Source organism: Sphingosinicella sp. BN140058 (assembly GCF_004135585.1).
GTDB lineage: Bacteria > Pseudomonadota > Alphaproteobacteria > Sphingomonadales > Sphingomonadaceae > Allosphingosinicella.
The window spans coordinates 720,236-741,567 of the sequence record NZ_CP035501.1; the positions used below are offsets into that span (position 1 = coordinate 720,236).

A 21,332-nucleotide genomic window follows, 5' to 3' on the forward strand; every position below is an offset into this window, starting at 1 on the left:
CGTGCGGTCCCCTCAGCGGGTGCCGCGCGCCAGTTCGGCGTCGAGCTCCGACTGCCAGGCGTCGGGATTGCGGCCGAGCGCCAGCGCTTCGGATGCCGAGGCGGGCATCGCATCGACGACGTGGACCGAGGCGCCGAGGCTGGTCGCCTGATAGAGCTTGCGCGCGAAGGCCATCGGCAGGCGCACGCAGCCGTGCGACGCGGCATAGCCCGGGATCTTGCCTGCATGGAGCGCGACGCCGTCCCAGGTCAGGCGCTGCATGAACGGCATCGGCGCATCGTCGTAGAGATTGGAGCGGTGATCCACCTTCTTCTGCAGGATCTGGAAGGTACCGGTCGGCGTGTCGTAACCGGGCGCGCCGGTGGAGACGGTAGACACACCGATCAGCGTGCCGCCGCGAAAGACGTAAGCGGTCTGCAGCGGCAGGCTGACGACGATCTCGACAGAACCCGACGATGCAAGCTCCGGCCGCCAGACATAATGGCCCGGATCCAGCGCCAATGCTTCCGTTTCAAGTGGTGATTGTTCCTGCGACAAAGCAGGCGAAAGCGGCGCCAGGCCAAGAAGCAGGGCACATACGGCCCCACGGACGAACGAACGCTGTCCGCGCATCACCAGATACTCCACGCTAATGACTTGAAGACGATCGTCACCATGCAGCGAAGCCGCCGGATCGGATTTCCTAACCTGCAGCAAGAACGTGGATCGGCGCACTTTGTTGCGCCGCATTGGGATTTTACTTGACAGATGGAATGTGAACGCCAGGTCCGGATGGCGCGTCCGAACGATCGAAACGGGTGGTTCTAGGCGACCGGGGCCACATCGTCCCCATCGAAGCGCAGCCCCACCGTCAGCAGAGCGCGGAACTCGTTATAGCCGCCGCGCCCGGGGAAGAAGGCGTGGAAGAAGAGCCTTGGCTTTCCATCCAGCCCGGGCGCGACCGAAGCGTGGCCCGGCGCTACCCAGCGCGCGGTCGATTGGAGCAGCGGCTCCGGGCGTTTGCGATAGGGGCCAAGAGGATGATCGGCGACGGCAACGCCGATGCCGTAGGACGGCGTGGTGAAATCGTTGCCCGCATAGAAGAGCCAGTAGCGGCCGTTCTGGCGCGTCACCCAGGGCCCCTCGATCAGATGGCCTTCCCATTCGAGATCGTTGGCGAGCACTTCCGTGCGCGTGCCGATCAGCGACCTGCCGTCGGCGGCGAGCGGTTGGCAATAAACGGGAGTCCGCATCGCCCGCAGGATGGTGTCGGCGCGGCCATGCTCGCGCAGCACGTGCTGCACCCTGGGCCAGGAGGCGAGTGCCGCCCGGATCAGCGGCTGCATCAGGAAGAAGCGCTCCATTGGACGGCGTCCGTCCGCCCAGGCCTTGACTGCGGCGGCAAAGGCGGCGGTGCGCCGGTCCTGCTCGGTGGAGAACAGCCGGCCGACCATTTCGGGGTGCTCGCGCAGGAGCCCGGCCAGCGGCCGCGGCCACAATCCGTTGGTATCCTCCTTCCAGAACAGGAGCGGATGTCCGTCGGCATCGATGAAGATGTGCGCGTCGATCACGCCGCCGCCGAGCAAGGGGCCGCCGATGTCGACCCACGGGCCCGCGGGATGGCCGCTCTTCGCGAGGCCGATCGAGAGAATGTTGTTGGTGTCCCGGGCGGTGTAGGTCAGCCAATATTCGCTGCCTACCCGGGCCATTTCCGGCGCCCAGAAATCCCCGACCTGCACCCCCGCCGCAGCCCAGGGCGGGGTCTCTCCCTCGGCGAAGACGAACCCGACCGGCTCCCACGCCTCGAGATCGGCGGAGCGCAGGATCGGCATGGCATCGGGCGCGTCGTTCGAGGTCGCGACCAGATAATAGCCCTCGTCGGTCTTGAGCACGGCCGGATCACCGTAGCCGGAAAGAATCCGGGGCGAGAGATTCTCGCGGATCAGCGGCCGCCACGGCGGCTCGTGACGATCGGCGGGAATCTCCGCGAACTCCCGCGGCAGCCGGGTGCCGAAGTCCCGAGCCAGTTCTGCGTAGAATTGGACGTAGTGATGCTGTTCGCGTCCCGCGATTCGATACGCGTGCTCCTCGCCTCCATTCAAGGAGACGACCAGCAGAGTCGCATTCCCGTCTTCGCTGGCCTGGATGTCGAATGCGAACAGGGTCTCGTTGCTCATTGGCAACGCTTTACAGAAGATTACCGCCAAAGGTGAAGTCCGGATCAGCAATCGACATGGAGCCGCAGGCGCCGCCCACCGCAGCAGTCAGGCGGCTGCGGTGGAGCATGATCAACCGTCGGCCGCGTTCGAGCACCCGGCGGGCCCGGGTGCGGCTTCGGCGTGCCCGTGTCGTCTGGGAGGGTGAGAGTGCGCCGGGAACCATGATCCATGATGCCGTGTCGGAAATTCGATCTGCGCAATCCTGCCGGGGAGTCGGTTGCGGACGTGTTTCAATCCACGCCCGGAAGGCAGCACGCGCTTGCCGTGACGGGGCAACGACTGGAGGAAATCCTCGACCTCGCGGCTGCGCGCACCGCTGATTTTCGAACGGAGGAATTCTCTGGCCTGCTGCCGGCTCTGCCCGGAAGATACGTGCCCTGAAATCAAAGCTGTCCCGTGCATACGCTCTGGGAGAGTTCACTCTCCGGGAGCCGGCGAAGGGAGCCGATCACGGCGAAGGACTTGGATCATGTGACGCTCGAATGCGCCGAGATCCTGCCGTCCCATGCTCAAAGCCTCCCGGTCGAGCGCAAGTGCAACCCTCCCGCCGCTGAGCAGCACGCCCGCATCGCACGACGCGGCAAGCGTCGGCAGATCGTGGAGCGCGGTGACCAGAGTGAGCCCGGCGTCGACACGAGCCCTCAAGGCCAGGCGCAGGTCGTAGGCCGCGACCGGATCGAGCCAGTTGAAAGGCTCGTCGAGGATTACGAATTCATGACCTGCCGCGAAGGCGCAGGCGATGCTGATGCGCTGACGCATTCCTGCCGAGCATTCTCCAACCCTGCGGTCGAGCAATGCGTGGATAGCAAGGGCCTCGCCGATGGCGCCGAGCGAACGGAGCGGATCGGTGGCTCCGCGGGCAACCAGATCCAGTATCTGGCCTCCAGTGAGGCTGTTGGGCAACGCTTCCCCGGTGGGCGCGAAGCCCGTCCTCTGCGCCCGGCGCATTCGATCGCGGGAGAGATCCTCGCCACCGATGATGCAGGTACCGCCCGCGAGGTCCAACCGGCCGGAGATCGCGCGGAGCAGGGTCGTCTTTCCGGAACCGTTGGCACCGATGAGGCCGAACCAGGTGCCGCGTTCCACCGTCAGCGTCACGTCCTTCACGGCCATTTCCGTGCCGCGGCGGGCGTGAACGTCATGGATCGAGAGCATCGCGGTCACGTCAGCAGCCATGTGCTCCGCCGAGCCCGTCGGCCGAGCCACAGGAGGCCGGCAGCGGCGGCGAATGGCAGCAGCGGCGGAAGCAGGCCGCCGATGATCATCGTGCTTCCGATCAGCACCGTCAGCACGATCTCCGCCATGCGCCGCCGAAAGCAACGGTGGGCCATCACCTGTGCCGTCCGCAACACCAGCACGCAAAGACCCGCTCCTGCCGCGATGGCGGCCAGCGCAGGCAAACCGAGGAGCAACGTCGCGGCCATCAGGAGAGCCAGCGCGATGCCGGCGAAGCGCAGAGCGATGCGGAGACTGGACCGAAGCCTCCACCCGGCCGCACTCTGGAACTGGATCTCGGATGCGCGGATCGGCGAGACGAGAGCAAGCGTGGTCACGGTGATCCCCGCGACAGCGAAGGAGAGCTCGGCCCCCGTGCCGAGGATCACCGGCAGCAACATCAACGCCCCGGCGCCCGAAAGCGAGGCGATTGCCGCGGTGTCGGGACGCGAGCGCCAGCGCGCCGCGGATCGAGAGCGCCGAAGCCATCGCGCGGCAGAGCGGCGCAGCACGCGTGTAGAAACGCCTGCGGCCTCTGCGCAGAGAAGCCCCACAGCATAGCCGGCGACACAATGAGGCAGAAGCAAGGGCTTTCCGAGTGCGACCAGCGCCAGCAGCAACAGCGCGGCAGGAAGATGCCAGGCCAAGCGGTAGGCAAGCACCTCACGCGGCATCAGCGCCTCCGCGGCAAACAGGCTCTCGCCGGCGAAGAAGTCGAGGCGCCTGCGCACCATCGATGCGATCAGCGCCGCGCAACTCGCACCGGCGCCGGATACAGCAACCAAGGCCGGCATGGTCGCCGCTGCGCCCAGCCAGTCCACGATCGCCGCTGGAACGACGATGGAGAAGAAAAGAAGCGGTAGCACGTCCTGCCAGCGTCGGATGATCGTCTTCAGGCCTGCGGCCATGATCATGCGATCATGCCGAACGAGAAGGCTTGCGAACGCGGCGATCAAATCCTCCCTCGGCCTGAGAAAGCCGGCGGCACCTGATGTACCCGGCCGAGCAGGTTCGGCCAAGTTAGGTTTGATCGACCTGCCGTTGAGCCAAGGGCCCGCCTTTTCGTGGGAAGGCCGCCGCGGCGTCAGCCGCTAGTCTTTCTCAGGCGTCTGCTCGCGGATGTCGCGCAGCATCTTCACTGCGGTCGACACCACCGCATCCGAGATCCGGCGCCCCTTTTCCGGCGACGCGAGGCTTGGACAGCCCGAGGTTCCGGTGCCCGCAGTCAGTTGATGCATCGTGCGGTGATGGGCGGCGCGAGCGCCTTGCAGCATGTCGGCGGCGGCCCATTCGTGCGCGTGGATCGGCAGCTGGTCGACCGCCGCGGCCTCATCGATGAGGTGCGGCGCGATCAGCTGGACGAGCGAGGTTTCGAACTCGCAGGCATGGCCGACCCCGCCGAATCCGCTCTCCTGGATGGCGGCAAGCTCCTCGGCGGCGATCTTCCACCAGGTCAGCAGAAAGATTTCGATCTCGGGATGATCGTTGCCGAAGGCCTCAAGCACGACCTGGGCGATGGCGAGATTGCCGCCATGGCTGTTGAACAGGACGATGTTGGTGAAGCCGTGCGCGACGACCGCCTCCAGCATGTCGGTGAGGTAGGCGAGGAAGGTCTCGTGGCGTACCGTCAGCGTACCGGGAAAGGCCATGTGGTGGCGCGAACAGCAGACCGCGATCTGCGGCAGCACCAGCACATGCTCGCCCAACTCGGCGTCGATCCGATCGGTGAAATGGCGGCCGATCAGCGCATCCGTGACCAGCGGCAGGTGGCCGCCATGCTGCTCGATCGCGCCGATATTGAGCAAGACCGGCGTGCGGCGATCGATCGCGCCGAGCCGCGGACTGGTGAGTTCCTCCCACTTCATGGCCGCACCGCCGCCCACATCTCGATCTCGACGAGAAAGCCGTCGAGGAGCGCGCAGCCGATCGCGGTCCGCGCCGGGAACGGCTGGGGCATGATCTCGCGGTAGACGACGTTGAAGCGCGGCCAGTCGGCGAGATCGGTCATGTAGACGTTGACCTTGAACACGTCGGCGAAACCCACCCCTGCGGCAGCGAGCTGGTTGCGGCAATTGTCGAGCGTGACCCGAGCCTGCTCCTCGATCGTGTCGCCGATCACACGGCCGGCGAGATCGAGCGGCGCCTGGCCGGAGATGACGACGAGATCGGAGCCCTGCCGGATACGAAGCACGGGCGAATACGGCCCGGCGGTGACATGCTGCTCGGACGCGATGCGGACGATCGCCTGGTCATGGTCGCTCATGCGAACACCTCGTGGCGAACGCCGTAACGTTCGATGGCGGCGAGATCGAGCTCGACTCCGAGGCCGGGCCCTTCGGGAACGAAGGCGTAAGGCGGCTCGAAGCGCAGCGGCGTTGCCAGCAGATCATGCTCGCGGATCATCCGGCCGAAGATGTCGCTCGGCCACACGCAGCTTTTCGCAGCGATCGCCTGGTGAAGGTACATGGCCTCGAGGATACCGAAATCGACCTCCGAGCCGTGGAAGCAATAGAGATTGGCCGCGTCGGCGATGGCGTTGAGCTGGGCGAATTTAGCCAGGCCGGCATTGAAGTTGAAGCCGTCGGCCGCGCGCTGCTGGATCAACGCGATGATGTCGTGCACCCGCTGCCCCTGATAGATGTAGGGCAGAGCGACATGCTGAACGATCGGAATCGATGAGAAGCGGCAAAGATCGGCATAATCGGGGATCATCCATTTCGGGATCGGATCCTCGAGCAACAGCACGTTGCCGACCTTTTCGAGACCGCGGATCAGCGGCTTGACCGACGCCATATTCTCCCAGCGCTGATTGGGATCGAAGATCACCTTCATTCCCGGCGCGTGCGCGGCGACCTGCTCGCAAAGGCCGACCGCGTCGTCCTCGAGGTCGGCCTTGAGCTTGATGCACGTATAACCCTGATCCTGATAGGCCCGCACCCACGGGCCGACCTCGTCGAGCGTGCGATGGCTCGACCAGGCGTCGCAGAGCACCCGATCGCGCACGCGTCCACCGAGCAGAGTGTAAAGGGGAACGCCCAGGGTCTTCGCCCAACCGTCCCAGATCGCAAGCTCGAAGCCGTCGAATTCGCGCACCAGCGGCAGCGGCAGATCCTGCAACGACAATGTCGAGATGTCGGTGCCGATCAGTCCATTGCAGATCGCCTCGACCCGCGTCCAATCGTGGTCACGGTAGAATTCGCCGAGCGCGACGACGCCGTTGGCGAGCCTCATCCGCAGGATGAGCTTGGGCAGCGCGTCAAATTGCACGCTCCACGCCGCCTGCCCTGCGACCGGCAGCATGTGCAGGGGCTTGGCGAGCGAGTCCGAGTTGATCATGCCGGGCTTGGCCGGAACCACCACCTCATCGAATTCGAAGCCGGTAATCACCGGAGCATCATGGCTCCCGATGGCGGCGTACATCCCGGTCATTCCAGCTCCTCGAATGCTTTCCCCTGAGCGACGGCGGCACGGGTGACGCCCCGTCCGGTGGGCCAGAATGGTGAAGGCCCGCCGCTTCCGGCTCAATGCATAACCAGTGGCACACCATTTGCCAGCACTTTCTTGGTTGAAAGTAACATTCGTGTAAAAACGTGTGTTGACGGGTTGAGATCGGCATGGAATGAATGTGTCCGCGGAGCGGATTGGTCACGAACTGGTCTTATCCGTAGCTGCAGGAGAGGATTATAAGCAGGGCGACGCCGGCGCGTCGACCACTGTTCTCCCAGCCCACCGAGAGGGTAAGTGATGATGGCGTTCGTGTCGAAGTTCCGGCCCTCGATCCTGCTTCGATCGCCTGCACGCGCGCTGCTGGCGCTTCTGCTTGCCGGCGCCGCGTCGCCGGGCGCCGCGGCCGCCCCTGAACTGCCATTGCTGCCGTTGCCCCGCACCGCGACGGTAGCGGGAGCCGGCTTCCGGCTCGGCAGCGACGTCCCGATCATCGCCCTTCGCGGCAACGCCGGCGCGGAGCGAGCGGCTGCATGGCTGAACCAGCAGCTCGGCCTGAAAAAGGCCGCGTCAGCCGGTGGACCTTCGATCCGCTTCGTGCGGGTGAGTGGCCTGCCGAAGGACGGATACCGGCTCGAGACCAGGGCCGACGGCGCGACGATCAGCGCCGGCGATGCAGGGGGATTCCTCTACGGTGCCGTGACCCTGTGGCAGCTCGCCAGCGGCGGTTCCGATCGGGTGCAGGCGGTCAAGATCGAGGATTCGCCGCGCTTCGCCTGGCGCGGCTTCATGCTCGACAGCGCCCGTCACTTCCAGAGCCCCGATTACATCAAGAAACTCATCGACGCGATGGCGGCGCACAAGCTCAACACCCTGCACTGGCATCTCGTCGACGATCAGGGCTGGCGGATCGAGATCCCCAAATACCCGAAGCTGACTGCGGTCGGGGCGTGGCGAAGCCCGGCGACGGCACCCGGTGCACCGCCTTTGCCGAAGGTCGGCGGTTTCTACACCCAGGCGCAGATCCGGGAAATCGTCGCTTATGCAGCGGCGCGCAACATCACGATCGTGCCCGAGATCGAAATGCCCGGCCACGCTCTCTCGGCGATCCGCGCCTATCCGGAGCTCGGGCCGGGCAATCCGGTGCCGCCGGGCATTACCGCCGATTGGGGCGTCTACACCTATCTCTACAATGTCGAGGATTCGACCTTCCGGTTCCTGGAAAACGTGCTGACCGACGTCATGGCCCTGTTCCCGTCGCCCTACATCCACATCGGCGGGGACGAAGCGGTGATGACCCAGTGGAAGCAGTCGCCGGCAACCCAGGCCAAGATGCGCAGCCTCGGCATCACCGACGAACACAAGCTGCAATCCTGGTTCATCACGAGGATGGAGAAATTCCTCAACGCCAAGGGCCGCAAGCTGATCGGCTGGGACGAGATCCTGGAAGGCGGCATCGCCCCCAATGCGACGGTCATGTCGTGGCGCGGCATCGATGGCGCGATCGTCGCCGCCAAGGCCGGACACGACACCGTGCTCGCGGCCTCGCCGATGCTCTATCTCGATCACCTCCAGGGCACGACTGCGGCCGAGGGTCCCGGTCGCAACAAGGTGATCACGCTGGAAGATTATTACCGCTTCGATCCGCTTCCCGACACGCTGACCGAGGACCAGCAGCGTCACGTGCTCGGCCTCCAGGCCGCCCTGTTCACCGAGCACGTCCGCGGCGACGCCCGCGCCGCCTACATGACCTTCCCCCGGCTGTCGGCGCTGGCCGAGGTCGCCTGGCGCGGCGAAGGTGGCGACTTCGACGATTTCGTCGATCGTCTGCTGCCCCAGATCGCGCGGCTGGAAAAGATCGGCATCACGCCGGCGAAAAGCGCGTTCACGCCGGTGGCATCGGTTTCGAACGTCTCCGGCGACGGCGCGACGATCGCACTCTCCACTCAAGTCAAATCCGAGATACGCTACACGCTCGACGGGAGCAGTCCGACGCCCGCGTCACCGCTCTACGCGGCGCCGCTGCCGCTGCGAATCCCGACCACGTTGCGCGCCGCCGCCTTCCGCGGAACCACGCCCCTGCCCGGCAGCCTCGAGCGGCGGCTCGATCCCGCGAGCATTCGCCGCCGCGACGACCGCGAACTCAGGCAATGCACGTCGACCCTGGTATTGGCGCTCGAGGACGATGCACCTGCCGATGGACCGCGTGCCAATTTCCTCAGCGACATCCTCAATCCGTGCTGGATCTACGATGCGGCCCCGCTGGAGTCGGTGACCCGCATCGACGTCGATGTCGGCCAGGTGCCGTTCAATTTCCAGCTCAACAATGGCCGCACGTTGGCACCGCGGCCGACGCCCCGCACGGCAGCCGGCGAACTGGAAATCCGGATCGATGGCTGCGAGGGCGAGCGGATCGCCAGCATTCCGCTGGAGCAGGTGAAAAGCCCGACGATCACCCGCCTCTCCGCCCCCATCCCCGCGAACACCGGCGCGCACGATCTCTGCTTCACCTTCACCGGCCGCAGCAACAACCCGCATTGGACGATCGCGGCGGTGCAGTTGGTCACTCGATGATTCGTTGCTGCCGGACGACGCCTCGGCGCGCTGCCCAGGGCGGGAAGGATGTTCCTGTCGTTCTTTACATCGGCCGACCGGCATGGAAGGACTCGGCCGCTCGAACCATCATTCACACAAGGGACCGGCGTGCAGCCTCTCGATATCGTCGACCGCATTGCGCGCCATCGGGACAGCCTGCGTCCCTCGGAACGGCGGGCGGCACAGGCGATCCTGGACGATCTCGGCGCGGGTGCGTCGGCGAGCATCGGCGAACTGGCGAAGAAGGCCGGGGTCTCCCAAGCGACGATCACGCGGCTCGCCCGTGCGATCGGCCTGAAGGATGTGCGGGAGATGAAGGTGGCGCTCGCCCGTGCGAGCGCAGTCGGCAACCGCTTCATTGCCGCTGGGAACGCGACCCAGCAGGAGGAGACCGCGCCATCGGTGTCGCAGCGGGTGGTGAGCGACATCGTCCAGGCGATGCAGGTCAACGAGGCCCTGCTCGATCCGGAAGAGGTCATGGCAGCAGCGAAGCTGCTCGACGGCGCGCGGATGATCTACACGTTCGGCATGGGCGGCAGCTCGACCATGCTCTCGCTGGAAGCGGCCAACCGGCTGTTCCGGCTCGGGCTACCGGCCGCCGCCTACACGGATGCATTGACCCAACGCATGGTCGCGGCCAGCGTGCGGGCGGAGGACGTCGTTCTCGCTTTCTCGATGACGGGAGGGCTTGCCGAGCTCAACACCAGCTGCGCGACGGCGAAGGGCTATGGCGCACGTCTGGTCGCCCTGACCGCAATCGGATCGCCTTTGGCCGGAATCGCCGACCTCAGCCTGCCGGTGCAGACGATGGAAACCGACTTCATCTTCAAGCCTTCGGCGTCGCGCTACGCGATGATGATGGTGCTCGACGTGCTGATGACCGAACTCGCCTTGCTGCGCCGGCCGGTGTCGCAGGAAACGCTGCGGCGCGTGAAGCTCGCGCTCGACGGCTTCCGCCAAAGCGGCAACGATCGGCAGCCGCTCGGCGACTGACCACCGCCACCCCCGCTTTCGAGTGGCGATCATGACCGACAATGCGATGCTGCTGCTGCTGGCGCTCGCCTCCGTCGGCGGGCTGATCCTGCTGATCGCGCGCTTCAACCTCAATCCGTTCCTCGCCCTGATCCTGGTTTCGCTGCTGCTCGGCGCAAGCGCCGGCATGCCGCTCGACAAGCTGCTGGAGACGTTCGAGGCCGGCGTCGGCAAGACGCTCGGCCACATCGCCCTGGTCGTCGGCATCGGCACCATGCTCGGCAAGATGATGGCGGAATCGGGCGGAGCCGAGCGCATCGCCCGGACGATGATCAGCTGGTTCGGCCCCGAGCGCGTGCATTGGGCGATGATGTGCGCGGCGCTGGCGATCGGGCTGCCCGTCTTCTTCGAGGTCGGCTTCGTCCTGCTGATGCCGATCGTCTTCACCGTGGCGAAGCGGACCGGCACCTCGATCCTCAAGATCGGACTGCCGATGGTCGCCGGCCTCTCGGTGGTGCACGGCCTGGTGCCGCCCCACCCGGCAGCGCTGCTCGCCGTCACTGCCTACCATGCGGATATCGGCCTCACCATCCTGTTCGCCTTGATCGTCGGGTTGCCGACGGCGGCGATCGCAGGGCCCATTTTCGCGACCTTGATCGATCGCCATGTCGTTCTGACCGCCGCGAACCCGATGGCGGACGCGCTGACCGAAGACGTTCAGGAAAAAGCCGGACTTCCGGGCTTCGGGATCACGCTCGCCACCATCCTGTCGCCGGTCGCGCTGATGCTCCTCGGCAGCGCAGCCGATGCACTGGCGCCCGCAGGGAGCGGGCTCAACCAGGCCTTGCGCCTCGCCGGCCATCCGGTGACGGCCCTGCTGATCGGCCTGCTGCTGAGCTTCGTCACCTTCGGCAGCGCCCGCGGCTTCGATCGGGTGACGATCGGCCGTTTCATGGAGGAGTGTCTGGCGCCGACGGCGATGGTGACTCTGGTCGTCGGAGCGGGCGCGGGCTTCGGCCGAATTCTGATGGAAAGCGGAATCTCGGCAGCCGTCGTCGAGAGCGCGCAGTATATTCAGGTGCCGTTGCTGCTGCTCGCCTGGTCGGTCGCGGCGATGATGCGCATCGCCACCGGATCGGCAACGGTGGCGATGTCTACCGCCGCCGGCATCGTCGCGCCCTATGCCCTCGGCGGCGGCGTCTCGCCCGAATTGCTCGTGCTTGCGACCGGCGCCGGGTCGCTGATCCTCTCTCACGTCAACGACGGCGGCTTCTGGCTGGTGAAGACGTATTTCGGGCTGAGCGTCGCGCAGACGTTCAAGACCTGGACGGTCTGCGAGACCCTGATTTCCGTGATCGCCTTGCTGCTGACCATGGCCTTGGCAGCCCTGCTGTAAGGTAAACAGCGGCGTTCGGGGTTCTGCAGTGTTCCGCAACAACAGTGTCTGTTAAAAAGTAACAAACGTGAAAGAATCACGTTGACAGCCCTCCCCCCATATGAAAATCTCCGGACCACTGACCAATTGGTTATGTAATTGGTCCGCAGCGCACGAGGAAGCCGGATGTATCCGGCGCCGCAGCACAGGCGCGATCCGACCGAAGCAACAGGCCGGCGGAAACAAGGGGGATATGTTGATGACGAGACCTTTCTGCACATTCCTGCTGACGACCACGGCAGCGATGACCTTGTCGGTGGCGGCACACGCGCAGGAGGCGGACTCGTCGGCGCCGAGCGGAACGGCCGCAACCGATACGGTCGGATCCGAAGCGTTGCCGGCACCGCAGGAAGGCGCCGAGCAGGCGCTGGTGATCACGGGATCGCGGCTTTCCGCCCGCGGTTTCAACCAGCCGACGCCGACTACCACGATCACCCTGGACGACATCGAGAAGGCAGCACAGCCCAACATCTTCGCGACCATCCGCCAGCTTCCGTCCCTGCTCGGCAGCAGCGGCCGAACCACCCGGGTCAACAGCACGAGCAGCGGCCAGCAGGGACTGAGTTCGTTCAGTCTGCGCGGCCTTGGCGAGGTTCGTACCCTCACCCTGCTCGACGGGCAGCGGGTCACCCCGGCCAATTTCATCGGCGTGCCCGACATCAGCCAGTTCCCGCAGTTGCTGGTCGAGCGGGTGGACGTCGTCACCGGCGGCGCCTCCGCGTCCTATGGCTCGGACGCGGTCGGCGGCGTCGTCAATTTCATCACCAACAAGCGCTTCGAGGGCTTCCGCGCGAACATCCTCGGCGGCATGACCACTTATGGCGACGACAAGACGATCACTGGCCAGGCCGCCTGGGGCGGCAAATTCGCCGACGACCGGCTGCACATCCAGGTCAGCGGCGAATATGGCTATGAGGGCGGCACCCCGCCCGGCGGGTTCGGCGTCACCGGCGGCGTCAACGGCCGCGACTGGTACAACGCCACCGCCTTCCTGACCCGCCCGAACGCCGCGACCGTCGACGGTGGCCCCAAATATTTCGTGATCGAGGGCGCGCAGCAGTTCCAATATGCGAAATACGGGCTGATCAACAGCGGTCCGCTGCAAGGCACCGCCTTCGGTGCCAACGGCGCGCCGTTCAAATTCGAATATGGATCGAACGGGGTTCCGCTCGGCAACGGCCAGGTCAGCGGCTGCTTCAGTCCGTTCTGCGTCGGCGGCGACCTCAGCGGCCAGATCGGCGAATCCCCGAGCCTCGCCAGCCGGATCCAGCGCATGGTCGGCTATTCGCGTGCCGGCTACGATATCGACGATCGCACGGAGTTGTTCGCAACCGTCACCCTCGCCCGGGTGCTGTCGCGCAATTACCCGAATATCGGTGCGGAGCGGCCGAGCCTGACCATCCAGTGCGACAACGCCTTCCTGCCGCAATCCATTCGCGACGCCTGCGCCGCGAACAACATCACCAGCTTCGGCTTCGGCACCAGCACCGGCCAGTTCCCGGATCCGATCAAGGTCAAGACCAAGCGCGACCAGCAGCGTTACGTGCTGGGGATCAACGGACGGTTCGACGCGATCGGCACCGAGTGGCGCTACGACGCCTATGGTGCCTACGGCGTCAGCGACATCGCGGTCGACGTTTCCGACATTTCGCTGCAGCCGCATTTCAACGCGGCGATCGACGCGGTCAATGGACCGGGCGGCACCGTCGTCTGCCGCAGCGCCGCGGCGCGCGCGGCGGGTTGCGTGCCGTTCAACATCTTCGGCGACGTCACGAACTCGGAAGCCGCCTTCGCCTACGTGATCCCTGAGAACGGGCCGCGGCAGCGCTCGAAGCAGGAACAAGCGGTGGCCGCCTTCAACGTCACCGGAGAGCCCTTCTCGTCCTGGGCCGGCCCGGTCGCGCTCGCATTCGGGATCGAGGGCCGTGAAGAGAAATATCACACCAGAGCGGATCCCTACGGCAACGGGGTGGGTCCGGACTCCCCGAACAGCGCCCTCTATCCGGCCGATCCCCTGCTCAACACGACCGTCGGCAACAATTGGTATGCCGGCAATTACAAGAGCGGCCGCGGCCGTTACGGCGTCAAGGAAGCCTATGCCGAGATCAACTTCCCGTTCCTGAAATCGGACACGCTCGGCGAAGCAAACCTCAACGCGGCCCTGCGCGTTACCGATTATTCCACGTCAGGCACGGTCGAGGCCTGGAAAATCGGCGGCGTCTGGGAAACGCCGATCGACGGCCTCCGCTTCCGCGCCGTGACCTCACGCGACGTTCGCGCGCCTAATCTTTCCGAGCTGTTCGCGGCGCAGATCGTCACCAACGCGACCGTCATCTACCGCGGCAATTCGATCAACATCCAGAACCGGGCTACCGGCAACACCGATCTCGATCCCGAAATCGCCCGCAACACCGAAGTCGGCGTGGTGCTGTCCAACCCGAGATGGCTGCCCGGCTTCAGCGCCTCGTTCGATTATTACGACATCAAGATCGGCAACGCGATCATCGCGCTGTCAAACCAGCAGATCGTCGACCTGTGCGAATCCGGGTCGCAGGATCAATGCGCCAAGGTGCTGCTCGACAGCCCGATCCCGGGCACCAATTATGTCGAAGTCTCCGCGTTCAATGCCGCCAACATCAAGACCCGCGGCTTCGACATCGAGCTTTCCTACCGGATGCCGTTGTCCGGACTGAAGCTTCCCGGCACCCTCACCCTCCGCGCGCTCGGGACCCACGTCATCGAATATGTCACCGATCCGGACGTGATCGGGGCGATCCCGACCGATACCGCGGGCGTGAACGGCCTGGTCGGCGGCGGCACCATCCCCGATTGGAAGGCGCTGTTCACCCAAAGCTGGGACACCGATCGCTTCAGTCTCAACATCTCCGAGCGTTTCGTCAGCGACGGCGTCTATTCGAACGAGTGGATCGAGTGCCAGACGAACTGCCCCGTCGCCACCAATCAGCACCCCACAGTCAACGACAACCACATGGACGGCGCGCTCTATGTCGATATCGGCGGCAGCTACAACATCACCGACAAGCTCAGCGCCTATTTCCGGGTCGACAACGTCTTCAACAAGGATCCGGAGCCGAATCCGCTGACCGGCGTCGGACCGGGCATCAATCCGTTCCTGTACGACGTCCTCGGTCGCATCTTCCGCGTCGGCGTCCGCGCCAACTTCTGACAGCGATGGGGGCTTGGCATCGCCGAGCCCCCCTCACTCCGCCGTGCGCCACAATGCGCCAGCCTGTTGCCTGCAATCGCCGATCGTCCCTATCACACGTTGTGCAGCAGAAGACATGACGGGGAACATGGCAGGGATGGGGGAGGCTGAAGCAGACCAACGACGCGTCACGATTGCCAGGCCGGCGCCGTTCCGCCGCGCATATGCAGTTCTCATCGCCGCTCTCTGGCTCGTGCAGACCGTGTTCCGCCTGATCCTGTTCCACGCGGCGGACACCGGCACCGGCCCTCTTGCGGTGCTGCTCCACGTGGCCCTGACGCTTTCCCTTTTGTGCATGCTGTGCCTGCTGTTGTCGCTGCTGGCGGTCGGGAACCGCTTCGCCGCTTTACGCGCCGCCATCGCCGTTCTGCTGGTCGCGAGCATCCATACGATCCTGACCCTGTTCGATCTCTACCAGGCGGTTTTCATCAATCTGACCGGCCATCCTGCCCCGACCCTGATCATTTTCTACAGCCCACTGACCTCGCTCTCCCTGCTCGATAATATCGGGATCAGCCCCTACCGGCTCGGCAGTGCCATACTCCTCCTGTTCGGAGTGCACATCCTGCTCTACTGGCCCCTGCGCCACCTGCTGCCGGAATGGTGCGCGCGCCTCGGCCGCGCGCGCTTCAGCCTCGGCCGGGCGCGCCTCAGCGGCCGCCTGATGCTCGCTGCCGCTTCGATTGGCAGCTATGTGGCGGTCGGCTTCGTGCCGCTCGACGTACGCGCAGGCGAGCCCGTTCTCGAAGGCCTGCGCCCTGTGTTCCAGATCGCACCGCCGGCGCTGCTCGCGGCGGCGCGGTCGCCCGCCTCGACCGCTCGACGTCTGCCCCGCCAGCCGGCGCCGGCGGGGAGCCGGCCGCTGGTTCTGATCGTCGTCGACGCGCTGCGCCGCGATCGCATGGGTCTCTACAATCCCGCACTTCGCAACACCCCGTTCCTCAGCAGCCTCGATGCGCAGGGGAAATTGCGCAAGTTCGACGGCTACGCGACCTGCACCTTCTCCTTCTGCGGGATCATGAGCATCCTGGCCTCGCGAAGCTGGAACGATTTCGGGTCACGACCAGAAACGCTGGTCGATCACCTGGCCAGCCGCTCCTACGGCGTTCACCTCGTCCTGGCCGGCCAGCATGCGACCTTCGGCGGGCTGACCAATTTGCTCGGTGGGCCAATCACCAGCATCTCCGATCAGCCGCCGCGCACCCAGCCGAACGATCTCGTGGCGATCGACGCCCTGGAGCGGCTGCAGGTGGCCGATGCCAGACACACCTTCCTCTATCTGCACCTCATGTCCCCGCATGCCGGCTCGTTCATCCAACCGGCCTTCCGGGTCACGCCCGAGGATAATGGCATGATCGGCGCCTATCTGTTCAGCCCGGCGGCCAAGGCAGGATACCGCCAGATATACGACAAGAGGGTCGAACAGGCCGACGATGTCATCCGCAAGGCTTTCGCCATGCTGGCCCGCAAGGGCATGCTCGAGGATGCCCTGATCATCATCACCGCGGACCATGGGCAACGCACGTCGGAGGGCGGCCTCCTCTACCACGGCGGCGAGGCCGATCCGCCGACGCTCGCAGTTCCGCTTCTCGTCTATGACGCACGCGCGGGCACCTATCCCGCACGCCCGCTGGCCAGTCAGATCGATGTCGCACCGACCTTCGCGGACGCTATCGGGATCGCACCGGCGAAAGCCTGGAGAGGGATCGCGCTGCAACGCCCTACCCGGCGGGGAGCGGTGCCGGTCGGCACATCCGAATCGACCGGGATCGTCTGGCGCGAGGAGGATCGCGCGCTTCTCTACCTGTGCGATCGCCACAGCGGGAAGGAACAGGTGACGCCGCTGCGGCCGGGCGCAGTTCGGATCACGCCGGATCTGCTGGTGCGCGCACGGCGACTGCACCGCACGTCCGCCGCACCAATTCTCGATCCTCGGTGTCAGAGATAGGCTCGGCACGAACTGGACGCTTGAAGTCGCGTACGGACTGCATGATTCTCGATGGAGGGATATGCGCTGCGAAGCAGCGTCCAATCGTGAACGGTGCCGTGTCGCGAACCCTTTCCAACCCGCGGAAAGAGTGGTGCCCAGGAGAGGACTCGAACCTCCACGCCCTTGCGAGCGCCAGCACCTGAAGCTGGTGCGTCTACCAATTCCGCCACCTGGGCACGGGGTAGTGGCGGCGAACTAGGGGGGCTCGCCGCGCTTGTCAACGTGCCAACGAGCAGGCAATGGGGCGGGCGACTTCAAGACGTGAAATAAGGGACGTGTGATGGACCGCGTGGTCACTTTGTTCGGCGGCGGCGGCTTTCTCGGCCGCTATGTCGCACAGTCGCTGTTCGGCCTGGGCGCCCGGGTGCGCGTCGTCGAGCGCGATCCCCGCAAGGCCTTTTTCCTCAAGCCGCTCGGCCCCGTCGGCCAGATTCAGTTCGCCGCATGCGACATCCGCGACGCCGACCGGGTCCGCGCCGCGGTGGACGGCAGCGACGCGGTGATCAACCTCGTCGGCATCCTCAAGGGCGATTTCGAAGGAATCCACGTCGACGGCGCGCGCAACGTCGCCGAAGCCGCGCACGCGGCCGGCGCCAACGCGCTCGTCCAGGTCTCCGCACTCGGCGGCGACGCCCGCAGCGAATCGGCCTATGCCCGCACCAAGGCGCAGGGCGAGGAAGCGGTTCGCGCGGCCTTCGCCGGTGCGACGATCATGCGGCCCTCGGTGCTGTTTGGCCGAGAAGACAATTTCATCAACCGCTTCGCGGGCCTCGCACGCCTTGCGCCCGCGCTGCCGGTGATCCGGGGCGGCACCCGTTTCCAGCCGGTCTATGCCGCCGATGTCGCGCGCGCCGTCGCGGCTGCCGCAATGGATCCGAGCACGCACGCCGGCAAGACGTACGAGCTCGGCGGCCCGCAAGTGATGACGATGCGCGAGATCATGGAGCTCGTCTGCAAGGCGACCGGCTACAATCGGCCGCTGATCGACGTGCCCGATGCAGTCGCGTCCGGGCTTGCTCGCCTGACCGGCTGGGCGCCGGGTGCACCGCTCACCTGGGATCAATGGCTGATGCTGCAGCGGGACAGCGTTGCCGCCGAAGGCGCAGCAGGGCTGGAGGCGTTCGGTCTTCCCAAGACGCCGATCGCTGCCGTTGCGGAAGGCTGGCTGCTCGCCTACCGTCGCCACGGCCGCTTTGCCGCCAAATCCCCTTATTGACGCTCTTCGCTCGGGCGACGGCGATCGCCGCCTGAGCAGAGGAGCCAACGCTCTGCCCTCGGCCAGCCGACCGGTGCAGCGCTCTCGGACGGACCATGGACGCAAATCTTCTCACCATCATCCTGCTCGGCATCGTCGAAGGCGTCACCGAGTTCATCCCGGTCTCCTCGACCGGACATCTGGTGCTCGCCGCCGAATTGCTCGGCTTCAAGAGCGAGGCTCAGGGCACGTTCGAGATCGTCATCCAGCTCGGCGCCATTCTTGCCGTGCTGGTCCTCTATTGGCGGCGCTTCCTCGATGTGGCGATCGGTCTCTTCCGTCTCGACGGACAGGCACTGGTCTTCACGCGCAACATCCTGCTCGGCTTCCTGCCCTCCGCAGTGGTCGGCTTGATCGTCTATGACGGCGTGAAGGCGCTGCTCGAAAGTCCGATGACGGTGGCAATCGCACTGGTCGTCGGCGGCGTTGCCATCCTCATTCTCGAACGGCTGATCAGGAATCCCCGGGTGCACAGCGTCGAAGCGATGAGCTGGAAGGTCGCGCTCGGCATCGGCTTCATCCAGTGCCTGTCGATGATCCCAGGCGTCAGCCGCTCGGGCGCAACGATCATGGGCGCGCTGTCGCTGGGCGTCGAGCGCAAGACCGCTGCCGAGTTCAGCTTCTTCCTAGCGGTGCCGACGATGCTCGCGGCTTCCGGTTACGATCTCTACAAAACCGGCGGTGCGCTCGATGGCGATGCGCTAGGAACGATCGCGATCGGCTTCGTCGTATCCTTCATCGTCGCGCTGGTCGTCATCCGCTGGTTCATCAACATCGTGACCCGCTATGGCTTCGCACCCTTCGCCTGGTACCGGATCGTCGCTGGCACCGTGGCCGCGATCTGGCTGATCGCACGCTGAGGCCTGACGATGCGGCCGGGCCTTATTCAGGCGCGGCTCATCCCTTATTGTCCATAGACGGCAACCAATTCGCACGGAGATACGTTTTATCCGTGCCGCCAAGGACTTAAGGAGGCTTGTCCGATGCGTAAGCTGATCATTGCCGCAAGCGCGCTGGCTATCGCCGCACCGGCCATCGCACAGTCCTATCCGGAACCCGGATACGATCCAAGGGACGACGAGATCGTCCGCAGTCTGCCCGCTCCCGGCGAGATCGAAGACATGGGCGATCGCGTCGGCGATGTCGCGGATGCAATTCTCGACACGCCGGTCGGACCTCTGCGCGAAGCGGTCGAAGGCCGCCGCCTGAGCCGGCGCGAACGCTCCGAGACGCTTGGCGATCTTGCCAGCCACGACGACCCCTACGCCCGTGATCGTGTTCGCAACGAGATTGCCGTCGCAAGCTCCCAGGTCGGTGCCGCAATGGACCAGCTTGCGGTTCTGACCCCGGTGCTGCGGCGTACGCTCGAAGACGCGGCGATCCGGATGGAGGCGGCGATCGCGCAGAGCCGGGCCGCCCGACACGACCGTCGCTACGATGAGCGATATGATGATTGGGATCGCTGAGATTCGTCTGCGCTTTTGCTTCAGATCGACGTAGTTTTCGCGCGCCTCGGCCGCTAAGACAGCTGCCATGTGGCAACTCTACCAATTTCCTCTTTGCCCGTTTTCGCGCAAGGTTCGGCTTCTCCTGGGCGAAAAGGGCATTGCTCACGAACTCGTGCGCGAGAACCCCTGGGCCAATCGTGACGAGTTCATGGACTTGAACCCGGCCGGGCAGACTCCTGTGCTGGTGGAAGAGTCGAAGGGGCTGGTGCTGGTCGATTCCAGCGCGATCTGTGAATATTTCGAAGAGACGATCGATCGTGCACCGATGCTGGCCGGCGGTGCTGCCGCGCGTGCCGAGGTGCGGCGGCTTGTCGCCTGGTTCGACGAGCGCCTCTATGCGGACGTGGTCGGGCCCTTGATGGAAGAGCGGATGAAGAAGAGGCTGGTGAGCCGGGACGCGCCCGATACGCGCATCCTGCGCGAAGCCATGAAGACGGCCAACGCCCATCTCGACTATATCGACTATCTGCTCGATCACCGCCGCTGGCTCGGTGGGCCGGTGCTGAGCCTTGCGGACCTCACCGCGGCGGCACACCTGTCGGTCGCCGATTACCTCGGCGGAGTCGATTGGCGCGGGCACAAGCAGACGACCGACTGGTATGCGGTGATGAAGTCCAGACCGAGCTTCCGGACGCTGCTCGGCGAACGGATGGAGGTCATCACCCCGCCCGCCCACTACGACAAGGTCGACTTCTTCTAATCGCGCGCCGACGAGGCGTGCGTGCGGGGATCAGCCCGCCCGCCGCGCCGTCACCAGATAGTTGAGCGCCTTGTTCTCGGACAGGTGAAAGCCTCGGCCTGGCCCCCAGCTGAGCCCGGTGCAATCGATTGGATCGAGGCCGACGTCGCGCAGCATAGCGGTGAGTTCCTCAGGCGTGAGGAACTTGTCCCAGTCGTGGGTGCCGCGCGGTATCTGGCCGGTGCCCTCGGCGGCGGTGATCAGCATGAATCGCGACAATCCGGTCCGATTGGGAGTCGACAGGATGAGCAGCCCGTCATCGGCAAGGGCGTCGGCGAGACCTTGCAGATATCGGCGTACGTCCGCGACATGCTCCACCACTTCGAGCGAGGTGATGAGATCGAAGCGACCGGAAAGCGCCTCGACGCTGCCGACGCGATAATCGATCGGCAGACCTTGTCCGAGCGCGTGCGCCCGCGCCACGGCAATATTCTCGGGCGCCGGATCGACGCCGGTCACCTCGGCGCCGAGGCGGGCGAGCGGTTCGGCGAGCAAACCCGCACCGCAGCCGACGTCCGCAGCGCGCCGTCCCTTGAGCGGGCGGATGTCGCATTCGTCGAGGCTCCAATGCTGGTCGAGCCGATCGCGGATGTAGGCGAGCCGCACCGGATTGAGACGATGGAGCATCGCCGAAGATCCTTGAGGATCCCACCAGTCCGCTGCCATCGCGCCGAAATGCGCGGCTTCATTGGGGTCGATGGTGGTGCCGGAGGTCGGATCGCTTGCCATGATCATGCCTGCTCCCTATCAGGGCG

General features: G+C 65.5%; 17 protein-coding genes and 1 tRNA gene. 9 read left to right on the plus strand and 9 right to left on the minus strand.

The genetic code is table 11. The features are described 5' to 3' along the window. Nucleotides 1-12: 12 nt before the first annotated feature. The 7 genes from ETR14_RS03295 to ETR14_RS03325 all read right to left on the minus strand — a co-directional run bounded on the left by ETR14_RS03295 (nucleotide 13) and on the right by ETR14_RS03325 (nucleotide 6,842). Nucleotides 13-612, minus strand: a complete 600-nt coding sequence (locus ETR14_RS03295) for a L,D-transpeptidase family protein (protein WP_129383351.1) — start codon at nucleotides 610-612, stop codon at nucleotides 13-15. Between the two features lie 191 nt (nucleotides 613-803). Then, on the minus strand, nucleotides 804-2,156 hold the full coding sequence (locus ETR14_RS03300) for a glycoside hydrolase family 43 protein (protein WP_129383352.1): 1,353 nt from the start codon (nucleotides 2,154-2,156) through the stop codon (nucleotides 804-806). A gap of 459 nt (nucleotides 2,157-2,615) precedes the next feature. Next, on the minus strand, nucleotides 2,616-3,374 hold the full coding sequence (locus ETR14_RS03305; protein WP_243455738.1) for an ATP-binding cassette domain-containing protein: 759 nt from the start codon (nucleotides 3,372-3,374) through the stop codon (nucleotides 2,616-2,618). After that, nucleotides 3,359-4,321, minus strand: a complete 963-nt coding sequence (locus tag ETR14_RS03310; protein ID WP_129383353.1) for a hypothetical protein — start codon at nucleotides 4,319-4,321, stop codon at nucleotides 3,359-3,361. The genes ETR14_RS03305 and ETR14_RS03310 overlap by 16 nt, the downstream gene beginning before the upstream one ends. Before the next feature lie 183 nt (nucleotides 4,322-4,504). Further along, nucleotides 4,505-5,278: a creatininase family protein gene (locus ETR14_RS03315; protein ID WP_129383354.1), complete on the minus strand. Its 774-nt coding sequence runs from the start codon at nucleotides 5,276-5,278 to the stop codon at nucleotides 4,505-4,507. Next, complete coding sequence (locus ETR14_RS03320) at nucleotides 5,275-5,676, minus strand: RidA family protein (RefSeq protein WP_129383355.1); 402 nt, start codon at nucleotides 5,674-5,676, stop codon at nucleotides 5,275-5,277. Before ETR14_RS03320 ends, ETR14_RS03315 begins: the two co-directional genes overlap by 4 nt. Beyond that, nucleotides 5,673-6,842: a mandelate racemase/muconate lactonizing enzyme family protein gene (locus ETR14_RS03325; protein WP_206185957.1), complete on the minus strand. Its 1,170-nt coding sequence runs from the start codon at nucleotides 6,840-6,842 to the stop codon at nucleotides 5,673-5,675. The genes ETR14_RS03320 and ETR14_RS03325 overlap by 4 nt, the downstream gene beginning before the upstream one ends. A 315-nt stretch (nucleotides 6,843-7,157) precedes the next feature. Here ETR14_RS03325 and ETR14_RS03330 point away from each other — a divergent pair, with 315 nt between their 5' ends. The 5 genes from ETR14_RS03330 (at nucleotide 7,158) to ETR14_RS03350 (ending at nucleotide 17,033) form a co-directional block, all read left to right on the plus strand. Then, nucleotides 7,158-9,431 (plus strand): family 20 glycosylhydrolase, encoded by a 2,274-nt coding sequence (locus ETR14_RS03330; protein ID WP_243455739.1) that lies wholly within the window; start codon nucleotides 7,158-7,160, stop codon nucleotides 9,429-9,431. A gap of 129 nt (nucleotides 9,432-9,560) precedes the next feature. After that, a complete protein-coding gene (locus ETR14_RS03335) occupies nucleotides 9,561-10,445 on the plus strand; it encodes a MurR/RpiR family transcriptional regulator (protein WP_206185958.1) in 885 nt (294 codons plus the stop codon). Between the two features lie 31 nt (nucleotides 10,446-10,476). Then, complete coding sequence (locus ETR14_RS03340) at nucleotides 10,477-11,820, plus strand: gluconate:H+ symporter (protein ID WP_206185959.1); 1,344 nt, start codon at nucleotides 10,477-10,479, stop codon at nucleotides 11,818-11,820. Between the two features lie 238 nt (nucleotides 11,821-12,058). Next, nucleotides 12,059-15,046: a TonB-dependent siderophore receptor gene (locus ETR14_RS03345; protein ID WP_129383358.1), complete on the plus strand. Its 2,988-nt coding sequence runs from the start codon at nucleotides 12,059-12,061 to the stop codon at nucleotides 15,044-15,046. 232 nt (nucleotides 15,047-15,278) lie between these two features. Then, nucleotides 15,279-17,033 carry a sulfatase-like hydrolase/transferase gene (locus ETR14_RS03350; protein WP_165356291.1) on the plus strand — a complete coding sequence of 585 codons (1,755 nt, stop codon included), beginning with the start codon at nucleotides 15,279-15,281 and terminating at the stop codon, nucleotides 17,031-17,033. 131 nt (nucleotides 17,034-17,164) lie between these two features. Here ETR14_RS03350 and ETR14_RS03355 read toward each other — a convergent pair. Further along, a tRNA-Leu gene (locus ETR14_RS03355) sits at nucleotides 17,165-17,251 on the minus strand. A gap of 104 nt (nucleotides 17,252-17,355) precedes the next feature. Between ETR14_RS03355 and ETR14_RS03360 the strand changes: the two genes are divergently transcribed. The 4 genes from ETR14_RS03360 (at nucleotide 17,356) to ETR14_RS03375 (ending at nucleotide 20,538) form a co-directional block, all read left to right on the plus strand. Further along, the gene (locus tag ETR14_RS03360; protein ID WP_129383360.1) at nucleotides 17,356-18,291 is read left to right on the plus strand and encodes a complex I NDUFA9 subunit family protein; all 936 of its coding nucleotides are present in this window, start codon (nucleotides 17,356-17,358) and stop codon (nucleotides 18,289-18,291) included. A gap of 95 nt (nucleotides 18,292-18,386) precedes the next feature. Next, the gene (locus ETR14_RS03365; RefSeq protein ID WP_129383361.1) at nucleotides 18,387-19,190 is read left to right on the plus strand and encodes an undecaprenyl-diphosphate phosphatase; all 804 of its coding nucleotides are present in this window, start codon (nucleotides 18,387-18,389) and stop codon (nucleotides 19,188-19,190) included. 123 nt (nucleotides 19,191-19,313) lie between these two features. Then, nucleotides 19,314-19,796, plus strand: coding sequence for a hypothetical protein (locus ETR14_RS03370; protein WP_129383362.1), 483 nt, complete (start codon nucleotides 19,314-19,316; stop codon nucleotides 19,794-19,796). Nucleotides 19,797-19,863: 67 nt separating this feature from the next. After that, a complete protein-coding gene (locus ETR14_RS03375) occupies nucleotides 19,864-20,538 on the plus strand; it encodes a glutathione S-transferase family protein (RefSeq protein ID WP_129383363.1) in 675 nt (224 codons plus the stop codon). A 30-nt stretch (nucleotides 20,539-20,568) separates the two neighbouring features. Here the strand turns inward: ETR14_RS03375 and ubiG are convergent, their stop codons facing one another. Then, complete coding sequence (ubiG, locus tag ETR14_RS03380) at nucleotides 20,569-21,306, minus strand: bifunctional 2-polyprenyl-6-hydroxyphenol methylase/3-demethylubiquinol 3-O-methyltransferase UbiG (protein WP_129391244.1); 738 nt, start codon at nucleotides 21,304-21,306, stop codon at nucleotides 20,569-20,571. Between the last annotated feature and the right edge of the window lie 26 nt (nucleotides 21,307-21,332).